The organism is Methylobacterium sp. GXS13, from assembly GCF_001455965.1.
Taxonomy (GTDB): Bacteria; Pseudomonadota; Alphaproteobacteria; order Rhizobiales; family Beijerinckiaceae; genus Methylobacterium.
This window is the reverse complement of the sequence record NZ_LKKO01000060.1, coordinates 20,159-33,689: the sequence shown is the minus strand read 5'-3', so window position 1 is coordinate 33,689 and position 13,531 is coordinate 20,159. Positions and strand designations below refer to the sequence as shown.

Below are 13,531 nucleotides of genomic sequence, written 5' to 3'. Positions count from 1 at the left end.
GTCGGGGTCCACATGGCGCTTCCAGGTCAGGCTTCAGCACCCTCCTGGAAGCATCGTCATCCCGGCCACTCAACCCCGCCTCAGACCATTTTCGGACGGGCTCTTAGTACTACTGTGTCATAAAGTTCTGTTGGCAGCAGGGACATCGTTGCAGGGTTCGAGCGAGTGCCAATGCCAGCTTCAGGCGCAAGGTCGCGATGGAGTCAGGCACGTGTCGCTCGGGCCGGATCGGGGGTACCGCGGGGTCTGTAACCGGCGGGTAGGGCAAGCGCTTTCCGCTCGGTGAACTCTGGGGCTGAGGGGGGAAAGCGGCCCCGCTCGGAGACCAGGAAGCCGTAGGCCGCGATGCATAGGCTGGCGTGATGATGGAAGCCGCGCCAGCTTCGCCCCTCGTAGTGGCCGAGCCCAATCTCCTGTTTGAGCTCTTGGTAATCTCGCTCGCTGCGCCAGCGCAGCTTCGTTCGGCCGACCAACTCGGCCAGGGACGTGTCTGCCGGCAGGGTCGAGAGCCAGTACTTGGTTGGCGTCTCCTCGCCGTCCGGCCACTCGATCAGGAACCACTCCTCGGGACGTGGCTCGTGTCGAAGCTCATCTCGATGCGCCGGGCGCGCCCGCACGGCCGCAAAGCGCGAGGTCAGCACACCGTTCGTGCCAGCGCGCCATGTGACGTGCTGCCAAGCGGTCTCCGGCAGAGACCGAGCCAGCTTCTCTGCCGAGAGTGGCTTTTGCTCAGGGCTCCGTCGCACCCGGGTGGGTGGGCGCCCGCGTCCGCTCCAAGGTTTGGGCGGCAGCGGTGCCGTTCCGGGAGGCCACAGGCTCGTCGAGGACTGAACACCCACACTGTAGGACAAGCCCAAAGCCGTCAGCGCCGTGCGGAAGGCCGTGTCGATCCCGTATCCGGCATCTGCCAGAACGAGGCCGGATGGTACCCCATGGGCCAAGGCTGCTCGGATCTGATCCAGCGCGATCTCTGGCTTGGTCCGAAAGCTGATATCCTCGGGCACGCCGGCCTTGCTGCGCCGCTCGGCATCATAGGCCCAGGCTTCCGGCAGGTAGAGGCGATAGGCTACCGGCAGGCTGGCCTGGGTGTTGGCCACCGAGAGGGTCACGGCAACCTGACAGTTGTCCTGCTTGCCGATCTGACCGCAGTATTGCCGTCCCACCCCGACCGAGTAGCGGCCTTTCTTAGGAAAGCCCGTATCGTCAACGATCCAGGCCTGGATCGAATCGTGACGCTCGATCAAAGGCAAGACTTCGCTGCGTACCTGGGCCAGCAAAGCCTCGTCCGACCATTCGCCCTTGGCCACGAAGTGATGCAGCGCCTGATGGGTGGCCTGGACACGCGCCGGCGCGATCCGGGCCGCCAACGGCTCGATGCTCTTGCGAGCACCTGGTAGAAGGAGAGCCGTGCAGTAGGCCTTCAGCGGGGCGATCCGATCAGCATGGCCAAGGGTACCCGACAAGGCTTCCAGATAGGCCGCGAAACGCAGTTGGTCGGCAGCCAACGGTGAGTTTGAGCGATCCATGCCTCAATCCATCACGAGATCGAATCACCATTCCTACTCCAAAATCTTATGACACAGTAGTGTTAGGGCTGAGTCGCATTCGGACTCGATGTCGGGGGCGGAGGCCTGCACCATGCCGGAGTAACTTGGTGTTCGGCAATGAACGCTTCGCCCGCATCAGGCTGCCCCGGCGATAATCGCCGATTTGCGGGAAACCATGTCGTCGCGACGTTCGCGGTCCAGCGTGATCGCGGGCGATCGGCCTCGAGGCGTTCCGCTTCGCTTTGCGCTCGTGGTCGATAGTTAACGAGGGTGACCGCGTGGTACTGATACGCCGGCTGTGCTCGATCTTGGCGGCATCCGGGCACCCCGTCGCCGCGTTGCGGTCGCATCGGCGCGACCTGAGATCAGTCGGCTGAGTAGACGGAGATCCGGTCGATCAACAGGTCGATATAACCGCTCGGCGGAATATGCACCGGCCAATCATAGGAGATCGCGAGGTCCACGATGGCGAAGAACTTCCCCAACGTCGGGTCAGCGGCGCGGTACAGCGGTCTGCGGAACACCTCTTTGTCATCGAAATACCAGACCACCTCCGTCTCGGTAATCTGAATGCCATAGGTGTGATAATCCGTCGTGATATCGCCGACCGTCAAGTCGCCTGTGAGGAAAGCATGCGGGTCTCCGCCCGGCCCCCAGTTGTGGATCGACGGATTCCAATGTGTCGGGAAAGCCCCGTAGGCTTCGATATCGATCTCGACCGACGATTTCTGCTCCTTGATTGACGGCACGTTGAGGAGCCAGAGCGGAGCTGACCACGCGCCTGGGGTGCTGGGGAGCTTGGCGCGGACTTCGAAATAGCCTTTCCGCACGGCAGCCGTGGCATGTCCGTCCGGGAAAGCCAACGAGAGTTGCCCTGAGTACCATGTGCGACCGGGCTTCCAAGCCTGATCATTGGGCATAGGGTTTTTCGGGCCCGGTTCCTTCCATCCCCAATTCTCGGGATCGCGATAATTCAGATCGTGGTGAGCGCGAATGCGCAGCACACCGTCGTGAACCCGATACACGTCGCTAAATTGCGGCTCGTCCCTACCAACGAAATGCGCGCCGCCCCACTGGCCGCCGTCCGGCTTGGGACCGAAGTACCATTTTGTCGGGTCCAGCGGTGCGTCGAACTCGTCCCGGAAGATCAGTCTCATGCCCACAGCAGCGGATGGTACGAGCGCGCTCGTCGACGTAGCCTGATCCGCAGCCAGAGGCGCCGATTGCGCAATCGAGGCGGCCAGAATGGCAAAGATCAGTCTCTTCATTATGGTCGCGCTCAATGGGTGGCTCCTTATAAACGCAGAGTCGGGCACATCAATGCCGCAGATCTGGGCCTATGCGTAGGGTACCGGTCGTTGAACGCCCCGCCAACTTGCGCCCGGATCGCGCCTCGGTCCGGCGCGCATGACGAACGGCAACGTCAGCCGCTTTTGCCGAAGGCTCGCGACCGAGCCGGACGGCTCTGGGTAGATAGGTCGAGACCCACCCGTTCTCTCGGTGGGCACCACCTGACCCGTCGGAGTTCGCCGCCATGCCGATCTGACGTATCGCCCGAACACGTCTCCGGCCGGCACTGCGACCCACACGCTGTGACGCGCATTTGAGGTCATAGGGCGCGCGGTCCGGTCTCGTCGGGGCGGCGGTTTGGCGAAAGTCCAGTTCCGAAGACTCTCGAACGCCCGCCGAGGCTCTTCCCTATCTCAATCAACGGTGACGAGACCTCACGGGGTTTTTGCAGCGCGGCAGCTGTAATGCGATGGGGCGAACCAGGAGCGTTTGCCCTGTGCACTGCCGTGTCCCGTCGCGAGAATTTTGGTACCGACGATCTTTAGTGATTGGCTCGGGCGTGCTGGGACGCCGGCCAGAACCGCCTGCTTTTGGCGTTAACTGCGGACGATGCCGGCAGCAGCCACAGGGGGGGTTTCGGTTCGGATCGCGCGGTGGGCTTGCAGACGTTGCACAACTGGGTGCCGGCCTTTATCGCAGACAGTCCGGCGGGGCTGATCGGCCGCACGGCACCAAGCAACTGGCCCAAGCTGGATGCGGCGCAGCGATGGGCGCTGGCACGCCCCATTGAGGAGGGGCCGGCCCCCGGGAAGGGCCCGTCGACCAGCGCTGGATGCTCATGTCCCTCTACCTGCGCCCGTGGGCCTATCAGTAACGATCACCGCCGATTAATTATAGAATAGTCCTGTTCAGCAACCTTGTCGCGTTGCAACCGGGCTGCCAGCGCCTCAGATCGGTCCTAGATCTGTCCTTGAACCCGGGTGCGCCGGGTCGGTCGGACCCGATGGTTCGGAGCAGGAGGCTGCCTGTTAGCATCGCTAGCGCGGGCGCGTTCACCGACCGAATGCGGCGAGGCCGCGGGCGGCCCATCGTCGTAAGCCATGCCGAAGTGGACTACTTGATCCGCATGGATCTCGGCCGCAGCGCTGTCGACCTCGATCCCGAGCCAGAGGCGCTCGCCGCAGCGTCACGCTGACTTGTGCGGGGCAGCACCCTGGGTACCCACGCGCAGCGCGGCCGGACGCAGCTGCCGCTGGACTAATTCCACTGTGGCCGCCGACCTGGAGTCGTATCCTGCCCCCGCCAGGACCGACAGCCCGATCAGCGAGACCGAAGCGGCCCGTGATATCATCACGCCTCGCCCGAGCACGTGACTCGACAGGCTTTTCATGTCGGCGCGCCTCCACGACCATCGGCGGTGGCGTCAGCATGCACGCGCCAATCCAGCGTCCGGGTCACTCCCTTCTTCGCCCGGTCGGCGTATGACGGATCGCTCGTGGGACGGGGCACGTGTGGCCGTAATACTGGACAGGTATGCGACTGTGCCAGAACCTCGCGATACCGCCGCGACGTATCTAACTTACCCGCACGGCACGAAGCGCGCAGCGACGCATTAACCAACTAATTATAAGGGGTCTCCGTTTGCCTTCGCTGCATAAATCAACACGCTTAAGCGCTCGCTTTTGACCATGATCCCACATAGCAAGTCCACAATCCGGTATAAGCTGGGATTTCTGTGCTCCGCGGTGATTTTGCAGATGAGCATCATGACTGGCGTCAGATCAAATGAGGCCGACCAGATAGCTGACGCCGAGGGGGCGTCTTCAGCTGTCTTCATCGGACTCGGTAGCGGTGCCTGGGATCGTATCTTACTCTGGTCACTCGTAGCCACCTTCCGCGATGATGTTGCTGGGATTGGCAGCGGCAGGCTCGGCTCTGACGCACAGACGGGATGCTGCGATCGCAAAATCGAACCCTAAGCAACCTGAGCTGGCGTCCTCCGGGAGCACGGAGCCGTCCCGCGCGGAGGGAAGCTCGGCCGATCAGGCCGCCGGACAAAATCTAGGCAAGTCCGAGCCGTCGGCCCCTTCCGACGAGCGGCTCTTGCCACGGGTTACGGTGGTGCAGCCGCCACGTCAGCTGGGGCAGGGATCGCAGCCAAATGAGTCGCGCAAGGGTCTGCGAAACGCGCCAATCAGCGCTGAGGCGGCAAAAGTCCTTACACGCGGATTGAGAGCCCATCCGGACAACGTCTCGATCGATTACAACGGCGTCGACATTCAAACGCAGCCGCTCGGCGTCCAGCTCCAGGACGCCCTCAGCGATGCTGGTTGGAACGTGTCGTCGGGGATCATGCTCGGTATCTCTACCAAACCGAGGTCAGGGATCCTGATCAGGGGCAACAATCACGGTCTGACTTCGTCCCAGGAACGAGCCGTTCGGGCGTTCGGCACCGCCGGCATACCGTTCAATCTTCGGCGCGACCGTGAACCGAAGATCTACACAAGCGGTCTAGCCCACACCCCGTTCGGGATGGGCGCCGACGACGTCGAGATCGTCGTAACGTTCCCCCAGCAATGATCGCCGGCAGCGGTTCGGCCCGGGCGGGTGCCCGCCGGACGTTTAGCGCCCCGCAGAAGCGCTGCAGAGCCTCGCAAACCCCAGGGTGCGCGCCGGTCGGAACGATCCCGGAGTGGCCGTCCGCCCGATGACACGGCGCGACGATTATGACGGCTTCACGCACGCGCGACACTCAATCGACGTACGGCCCTGAGGTCAGCGGCCATCGCTGGTTGAGTCGCAACTCAGAGCAGCGCCGGCTTCGCGCTCGAGCCAGCAGCGATGTTGCGGCACGGCGTACCCCCTGTCAGCCATCTGCAACGAACGCCAGATTGTGGATGCCGGTAATTCAACCTTTGTAAAGTCTCTGCCGCCGTCAGGCTGCCAGTGCTAGGGGTTCCAACTGATGGGAACGAGTGACCGATGATGAGCACTTTCCGGGTGGCCGTGGCGATCGCGACCAAGGGGCGTCCAAGCGTCGTAGCGAGATGCCTCGCGTCGTTGAAGGACCAGAGCTACCCGATCGAGAAGATCCTCATCGCCTGCCATTCACAGGATGACGTCCCGCACGACCTGTCGGCCGACGATGTGCACGTTCTCTACGGACCGGCCGGACTGACGAAGCAGCGCAATAACGCGCTGGCCAATCTGCCGGCCGACACGGATCTGGTAATCTTTTTCGACGATGATTTCGTCGCGCATGGCGACTACGTGAAGGCGATGGTCGGTATGTTTACAACGGACGCCGGCGTCGCCGGGGCGACCGGCGAAGTCATTGCGGATGGGATCAACGGCAAGGCCATTGCGTTCGACGATGCGCTTCGACGGCTGCGCGCGATCAGCTTGGATACGACCAAACCGACGCTGGTGGAGAGCTTCAGCCCTTACGGCTGCAACATGGCGTTCCGACGGACTTCCTTGACTGGCTTGGCATTCGACGAGCGATTGGTGCTCTACGGATGGCAGGAGGACCGGGATTTCGGCGCACAGGTGGCCCGACGCGGTAGGGTCGTTCGACTGAACACTGCGTGCGGGATCCATCTTGGGTTCAGAGGCGGCCGTGTGCCCGGAATCCGGCTGGGTTACTCTCAAGTCGTCAATCCGCTTTATCTTCACCGGAAAAGCAACATGACCCTCACAAAGGCGGTGGGCCACATAGCTAAGAATATCCTCGCCAACGCCGTCAAAACGGTCTTTCTAAAGGACGGCGAGGATAGGTTGGGACGGCTGAAGGGCAACGCTCTCGCCGTCTTTGACGTCCTGAGGGGGCGTCTCGAACCCGAGAAAGTCCTGCGTCTGTGAGTGAATGGCCCGCTGGCGCCGAGGGTCCGAGGCGATCTTCCGCGGCGCGATGCGCACTTGCGGATTCGTCGCGATCCTCGCGCCGTCGGTCAGGTATATCCAGCTGGCCCGACCACCCCTTCGGGCCGACGCCGGATCCGATCGACACGGCGGGGCCGGTCGCATTGCCGGCTGGTGGCGTGCGCGGGCGTCAGGTCCGGACTGCGCGGGCGATTGGTGCCGCGCGTGACGGCGGCGCCTACAATCGTCGATTGCGCCGCCGCGCGTCTGCCGATCGATCCAGCGTCCGCCCACGGCACGCGGCGATTCCAAAGGGTGAAATCTGTGCTGTGTCGCACCATCTCTGAGGCAACAGCCGCGTGTGCAACATCAAGACCGGGCGCGCGCGGGTCGTCCGATCGCCCGATCCTGCCGCAGGGGCGGCGGGCAGTTGCACCGTTGACCTCTATTTACCTGTCGGCTACGCGCTTGTTGCGGTCGTTCGACCCTGCCAGCATGATCTCTCCGGCCTAGGCTTGGGCGAGGCATCTAGGGCCTTCGTCTGGCGCGGATGCGCACCATTTGCCGGGGTCGTGAGTGGTGGCGCGGCGTCGGCGGAGAAAGGTGCGTTTTGGCGGAGACGACCACCGACGAGGATCAGGGATGCAACCGCGAGGCTGAGCCCGGACCGATCGCCGAACCAACACAGGCGTCTGAGCCGAATGAGCCGCTAATGCGAGAGGTCCCACAGCCGCCGGGCGGTCCGCGGACGGTCGGTCTCGGGCGGCGCGTGATCGGCGGACTTATGTCCTCGCTGGCTCAGAATGCAGTCGCGCGGGTGCTGAGCCTGCTCAATCAGCTGCTCCTCGTACTATTTTTGAAGCCCGCCGATTTCGGGCTCGTGGGATTGACCTACTCGATCACAGCCGTCGCGACGGCCGCCGTGAATATCGGCCTCGACGACGTCATCCTGCAACGTCGGCACGCGCTACAACTCTGGGCAGGATCCTTGTTCTGGATCAGCTTGGCGCTGTCCACAGGCGCCGCGATCATCGTGGCCGCCGTCTCGCCGATCTTCGCCCATATCTACGATGCCCCAAACATCGTCGGTCTGACATGTTTGATCGCGATTCAGATGCCGATCGGCGCACTCTCGACTGTGCCGGCGACAATCCTGCGGGCTCAGCTCCGCTTCAGTTTGCTCGCCCTCTACACGGGCATCGAACTCGCCGCGCAGGTTCTTATGACCGTCGGCTTGGCGTGGGCCGGCTGCGGCGCCTGGAGCCTTGTCATCCCCCTGCCCGTGCTGGTCACAGTTCGGGCGGTCATCTACTGGATCATCATTGGCTCGATCCCGCTCAAGCCGCGGGTCAAACGATGGCGCTTCCTGTTCCGAAACGCCTCGTCGTCCTCGGTCACACGGATGCTCATCGCCCTGATCGCTCAGGGCGGTTACCTGATATTGGGGCTGATCGCAGATAAGAGCGTCGTAGGCATCTACTACTTCGCCTTCCGTCTGTCGGCGCAACCGCTCTGGGTCCTGGCGGGTAATTTTGCCAACGTCCTGTTCCCAGTCTTCACACGGATGAACAAAGATCTCGACCGGCAGCGCAGCGCGACGCTGAGGGCCGCGACCAACTTGTCGTTTTTGGTAATGCCGCTGGCATTTCTGCAGAGCGCCGTCGCCCCGTCGGTGATGACCTTGTTCTTCAGCCAGGAATGGGCGCCGTCGATCCCAATCGTGCAGATCCTGAGCGTGGGTCTCGCGTTCGACGCACTATCGTGGATCGCCGAAACGCTTCTGCGCTCGCGCGGCGAGTTTCGCCGGATCATGCACTACACGCTGATTCAGACGCCGGTATTCTTCCTGCTTATCACCCCAGGAGCATGGCTAGGGGGCGCGACCGGAACCGCCGTGGCGGTCGGTGCCTTCTATCTCATCACGCAGCCGATCTTCGTGTGCGTCACGCTGCGCCGCCTCAATCTAGCCCCGCGGGATATCATCCCGCTCTACGTCCTTCCAACGCTGTTGTCCGGCATTGCGTTCGGTCTTGGTTACGTTGCATCCCTGCCGTTTTCCGCCCCCATCGCGGCCGCGGCGGTCTGCACCTCCGTGGGGTGCAGCCTCTACGCAATGCTCGTCGCGGTTTTCGCGCCTGCCGCGTGGAGCGAACTGCGCAATGTCCTCGCGATGATCTCCCGGCTGCGCAGTTAGATCCTTAATGCGCTCCACAATGCGGGAACCGGCACCACACCGCGGCGGGATCAAGACCAGCGCCTGATCGACGGGTATCGCCCGCGCGTCTTGAGGCCGCCGGCGGCGAGTTCGTGGTGGCACCCACTTGGCGCGAAGCCGATAACGGCTTGTCGGTGACGCGGCTCGTGTGATTGCTCCTTGACGTCGCGGATTGCGCCACGACGGTTATCGGGATCGAGTTGGCCTGACGTGATGGTCGCGAAGCGACGATCACCCCCAGCGGCCACTGCGCAACTTGACCCAAATGCCTGGGGCTCGCCCATCAGCGGCCAATTCTGGACGAGCTTACTTCGATGCGCGCCGGATAGCGCGGGCCACGTCCTGCGCCACAGCTGGCGCGCGACTCGCTCGACGGTCTCCCCAGCGCTTGGGAGCACCGTTCCATCACTGCCGCCGGACGTAAACGCCGAACTGACGGCGCTTAAGATCTCGACCTGCCATTCTCGATGCGCCCGAGGAATACCATCCTGAGACGGCATTATCCCCGCCAAAATGCGCCCAGCCCGACGTCTCGGCCGCAGCCCCCGGCGGTGCTCCGCGTCACTTAAATACGATGCCGAAACCGGTCAGTGCTCGGGACTAGGAACTCAAAGGTATGGTCCTAAACTGACCGAAGCTACTTCAACACCGGGCGACAGAGGCAGCAAGATCTTCCACGCCGCTGTAAAACAATTAAGTACTCCTGAGTCTAGCAATGGTTCCATGACTAGAGCTGTTGTCGTTTAGGTTGGGTCATAAGCGTCGTATCCGGCGGCGGCGATGTAGTTGCAGCATTCCGCTGGAGTGGAGGCTGCGAAGGCCCGGGCGATGGCTGCCCAAAGATCTGGGACGGTTCGGGCAGCGGCGGTGCGCAGCAGCGCCTTAAGCTTTGAGAAGGCCTGCTCGATCGGGTTGAAGTCGGGCGAGTAGGTCGGGAGGTAGAGGAGCCGCGCGCCGGCCGCCTCGATGGCTTCGCGCACGCCGACGACCTTGTGGGATTGCAGGTTGTCGAGGATGACGGTGTCACCCGGCTTCAGCACCGGGACCAGGGTGTCGGTGACGTAGGCGCGGAAGCGCGCGCCGTTGGTGGCGCCGTCGAACAGGGTGGTGGCGACCAAGCCGCTGGTGCGCAGGGCGGCGGTGACGGTGGTGGTCTTGTAATGATGGGGTGGACGCCCCCCGACGGCATCGACGTGCCAGGATGGTGGTGTTGAGAGCCACCACAGGGAGGCGTCCGTGACAGAGGTTAGCACCATCGGCCTGGATCTGGCCAAGAACGTCTTCCAGGCGCACGGCGTGGATGCCGCCGGTGCGCCAGTCTTCCGCAGGAAGCTGCGGCGCGATCAGGTGCTGGCCTTCTTCGCCGCTCAACCTTCTTGTATCGTCGCTATGGAGGCCTGTCTCGGCGCGCATCACTGGGGCCGGGAGATCGGCAAGCTCGGCCACACGGTGAAGCTGATAGCGCCGGCTTACGTGAAGCCCTTCGTCAAACGGCAGAAGAACGATGCGGCCGATGCCGAGGCGATCTGCGAGGCCGCGCAGCGTCCGACCATGCGCTTCGTGGCCGTGAAGAGTGAGGCCAAGCAGGCCTCCGCAGTGATCTTCCGGACCCGCGATGTACTCGTCGGCCAGCGTACCCAGCTCATCAACGCGATCCGTGGCCACCTCGCCGAGTACGGCCAGATCGCCCCGCAGGGGCCAGCCCACGTCGAGCGGCTGATCGCGCAGATCGAAGATCCAGCATAGGATCTTCCTCCGGCCGCCCGCGCCAGCCTCGCCGTTCTCGTCGGTGCGCTCCGCCACCTGCAGGAGCAGACCGCAGCCCTCGATGCCGAGATCGCCGCGCGCGCGAAGGCCGACGACACGGCCCGGCGGTTGATGAGCGTACCGGGCATCGGCCCGCTGATCGCCACTGCCATCGAGGCCCTGGGCGCGCCCGTCGAGACGTTCCGCTCGGGCCGCGACTTTGCAGCCTGGGTCGGGCTGACACCGGTGCAGCGCTCGACTGGCGGTAAGGAACGCCTCGGTCGCACCTGGCGCATGGGCGAGCGAACGCTGCGGCGCCTGCTCATCATTGCCGCCAGCGCGGTGGTGCGCTGGGCCAAGCGCAAGGGCGTGCCGGCCGACTCGTGGCTCGGCCAAATGCTGGCGCGCAAGCCGCCGATGCTGGTCATCGTGGCCGTGGCGAACAAGAATGCGCGTATCGCGTGGGCCCTTCTGACGAAGGGTGGGATCTACCGAGCTCCGGCCGTCACCGCGTAGGCGGGGCGGACGCGAGGCTGTCGGAGGGCGTGAGGAGGTCGACGGACAGGTATGGCGCAACGTCGGTGAGACGGAGTTGGGAGAGCCAGGCTCAGGGGAAGCGCTTCGAGCGCGCTGTAGTGATGTGGTCCCGACTCTCGCACTCCCATACGGGCCCGCGGCATGTCACCCGCCGCATCAGAGGCCGGACACATGGCAACACCCGATCACGCGCAGCGCCCGTCCAGAAATTTTGCTTGCACCCGAGGGGGCGTCCACACATGGCCCTGGGGCACGAGGAGCCGGCAACGCTCGCCGCGTGGAGCCCGACCGTAGGTGCGGGCCATGTTCGTGGCGGTCGCCGTCTCGTCGATGAAGACGACGGCATCGGGGTCGAGGTCGAGTTGACCCTCGAACCACGCCTCCCGTGCGGCTTTCACGTCCGCCCGCTCCTGCTCGGCCGCGTAGACAGCCCCTTTTTACGGGTGATCCGATGCCGGGCGAAGAACCGCCACAGCCCGCTGACGCTCGTGCGGACACCCTGCTCGGCCAGGATATCACGCACCTCGTGCAGGAAGGCCTGCGGCTGCTCCCGATCGACCTGAAGGATCCGCTCAGCGTGCGCTTCGATGGCCGGTGCGGGTCGCTGCCCGCACGAGGGCCGGGGTGCGATCGCGCCCTCCGCCTGGAAGCGTTCATGCCAGCGGATTGCGCTGGATGGGCCGACCCCGAAGCGCTTGGCCGCCTGTCGGCGCGAAGCGCCCGCCTTAATCGCCGCGATCACGCGTTCTCGCAGATCCATCGATAGCGCTGACAGCATCCCGACCTCCTCGGAAAGCCCAACATCGAATCAGATCCGCAGACTGCCCGCTACACCCAACGATTCAACCCAGCCGGACACGGCTCTAGGGCGCGACGTTACGGCAATCGTGAAGTCGGGCGCGACATCGCGCTTGTCATCGTGGCGTAAACCTGTTCGTTGGAGCATAAGACTGAGCGGCCGATGGTTCTCGCCTCGTCCGTGACGGTGGCCCCGACAATGCGGCGGGGCGCCAGTCCGGTGGTCGATCTTGGCGTCGGCCGAATCGCAACTCGATCGGGACTCTTCATGCATTTTCTCGAGGTCAGGCATGCATAGCGGCGGCCTGAGTGTTGGCGATTGCGACGTATCGGTGATCATCCCGGCGTTCAACGCTGAGGACTTCTTAGAGCAGGCAGTCAGCTCGGTTCAGGGCCAGAGCCGCGTGCCGCGCGAGATCATCATTGTCGACGACGCGTCCACCGATCGCACGGGGGAGGTCGCGCGCCGTCTGGCGGCGGAGGATGCATGCATCCGCATACTATTCCTGGCCCACAACGGCGGCCCCTCCGCGGGCCGGAACGCCGGTCTGGGAGTTGCGAAAAGCGAGTGGGTCACGTTCCTGGACGCCGACGACGTCTATCACACAGGGCGTCTCGATACGCTCTGGCAGATCGCGCGAACCTCTCGATCTGACGTGATAACCGACAACCTCGAAGTGTTCGGCGATGTCGCCGATCCGGCGCCGATGTTCCCCGTAGACGGTGGCGATACGCGCGAACTCACGTTCTCGCAGTTCCTGCAGGGCTGCTTGTACGGTCGGACCGCGAGCGGCCGGCGTAGCTACGCGTTCTTGAAGCCGATGGTTCGACGGGGGTTCATCGAGGCTAACGGGTTGCGATACGACGAGGATCTGCGCGTTGGCGAAGACCTGATCTTCTACGTGCACTGCTTCCTAGCTGGCGCGCGTTGGGCGCACACGACTCGGCCGTTGTACCGATATCGGGTCCGCAGCGGCTCTCTCGTCGAGGCGTGGTCACCGGATACGAGCGCGAAGATCGGCCGACGCCTGCAAGCCGGCTTGGCCGACCGCCTCTTATCCTCCGACCCGGATGCCCGCCGAGCGCTCGAACGGCTGCGCGGGTTGGTCAGGCGCGATGAGGTCTACGGTCAGTTCCGACAAGCCGTGCTAGCCGGAAACAGCCGCCAGGCAAGCCGTGCGCTGACGCGTGATCCCAGGGCGTCATACCTACTCGCCAAGGAGCTGTTTCTAAGGTCGCCCCGCATCGTCGGCAGGATCCTGGCCCAACGGGCCGGCTGAATGACGCCCGCGGCACGCCACTGGAAGTCGTATCAGAACCGGCGTCGGGCTGCGCCGATGCCGTCTCGGCACGGGGTCGGACCGAGTTCGAGCGGGCCGCGTCCATAGGATCGTGGGGTCTCGACCGCCTAGGAACCCTCAGCCTCGGACGGCGCTCGCGGGGTCTCCGATGCTTTGTGCCGGAATGCCGGTCGCGCACGCCCCGTGTACCAGAGCGCGCCGGAACGGAGGCGAGCGTGAACAAATCCGGGCCCAAG

At 64.1% G+C, this 13,531-nt stretch carries 6 protein-coding genes and 3 pseudogenes; 5 read left to right on the top strand and 4 right to left on the bottom strand.

Going from position 1 to position 13,531, the window contains the following annotated elements:
* Positions 1-203 precede the first annotated feature (203 nt).
* Both AO398_RS21185 and AO398_RS27700 read right to left on the bottom strand, forming a co-directional pair.
* Positions 204-1,526 (bottom strand): IS701 family transposase, encoded by a 1,323-nt coding sequence (locus AO398_RS21185; protein WP_058194174.1) that lies wholly within the window; start codon positions 1,524-1,526, stop codon positions 204-206.
* Between the two features lie 386 nt (positions 1,527-1,912).
* Positions 1,913-2,830 (bottom strand): glycoside hydrolase family 16 protein, encoded by a 918-nt coding sequence (locus AO398_RS27700; RefSeq protein ID WP_152997593.1) that lies wholly within the window; start codon positions 2,828-2,830, stop codon positions 1,913-1,915.
* Between the two features lie 2,110 nt (positions 2,831-4,940).
* On the opposite strand from AO398_RS27700, the gene AO398_RS21170 reads away from it, so the two are divergent.
* The 3 genes from AO398_RS21170 (at position 4,941) to AO398_RS21160 (ending at position 8,892) form a co-directional block, all read left to right on the top strand.
* Positions 4,941-5,417 carry a hypothetical protein gene (locus AO398_RS21170; protein ID WP_152997592.1) on the top strand — a complete coding sequence of 159 codons (477 nt, stop codon included), beginning with the start codon at positions 4,941-4,943 and terminating at the stop codon, positions 5,415-5,417.
* A gap of 402 nt (positions 5,418-5,819) precedes the next feature.
* Positions 5,820-6,698: a glycosyltransferase gene (locus AO398_RS21165; RefSeq protein WP_058194170.1), complete on the top strand. Its 879-nt coding sequence runs from the start codon at positions 5,820-5,822 to the stop codon at positions 6,696-6,698.
* Positions 6,699-7,308: 610 nt separating this feature from the next.
* On the top strand, positions 7,309-8,892 hold the full coding sequence (locus AO398_RS21160) for an oligosaccharide flippase family protein (protein ID WP_160329348.1): 1,584 nt from the start codon (positions 7,309-7,311) through the stop codon (positions 8,890-8,892).
* Positions 8,893-9,656: 764 nt separating this feature from the next.
* On the opposite strand, the pseudogene AO398_RS21155 reads toward AO398_RS21160, so the two are convergent.
* Positions 9,657-10,082, bottom strand: a pseudogene (locus AO398_RS21155) (IS630 family transposase); the annotation flags it as partial.
* A 67-nt stretch (positions 10,083-10,149) separates the two neighbouring features.
* On the opposite strand from AO398_RS21155, the pseudogene AO398_RS21150 reads away from it, so the two are divergent.
* Positions 10,150-11,175: pseudogene (locus AO398_RS21150) on the top strand (IS110 family transposase).
* A gap of 260 nt (positions 11,176-11,435) precedes the next feature.
* On the opposite strand, the pseudogene AO398_RS21140 reads toward AO398_RS21150, so the two are convergent.
* Positions 11,436-11,974: pseudogene (locus AO398_RS21140) on the bottom strand (IS630 family transposase); the annotation flags it as partial.
* A gap of 310 nt (positions 11,975-12,284) precedes the next feature.
* Between AO398_RS21140 and AO398_RS21135 the strand changes: the two are divergent.
* Positions 12,285-13,274 (top strand): glycosyltransferase, encoded by a 990-nt coding sequence (locus AO398_RS21135; RefSeq protein ID WP_058194166.1) that lies wholly within the window; start codon positions 12,285-12,287, stop codon positions 13,272-13,274.
* Positions 13,275-13,531: the final 257 nt, after the last annotated feature.

What these genes read in the sequence shown, in the direction of transcription:
- AO398_RS21185 (WP_058194174.1), bottom strand. Translation starts at nt 1,526, where the DNA reads ATGGATCGCTCAAACTCACCGTTGGCTGCCGACCAACTGCGTTTCGCG.
- AO398_RS21165 (WP_058194170.1), top strand. Translation starts at nt 5,820, where the DNA reads ATGATGAGCACTTTCCGGGTGGCCGTGGCGATCGCGACCAAGGGGCGT.
- AO398_RS21135 (WP_058194166.1), top strand. Translation starts at nt 12,285, where the DNA reads ATGCATAGCGGCGGCCTGAGTGTTGGCGATTGCGACGTATCGGTGATC.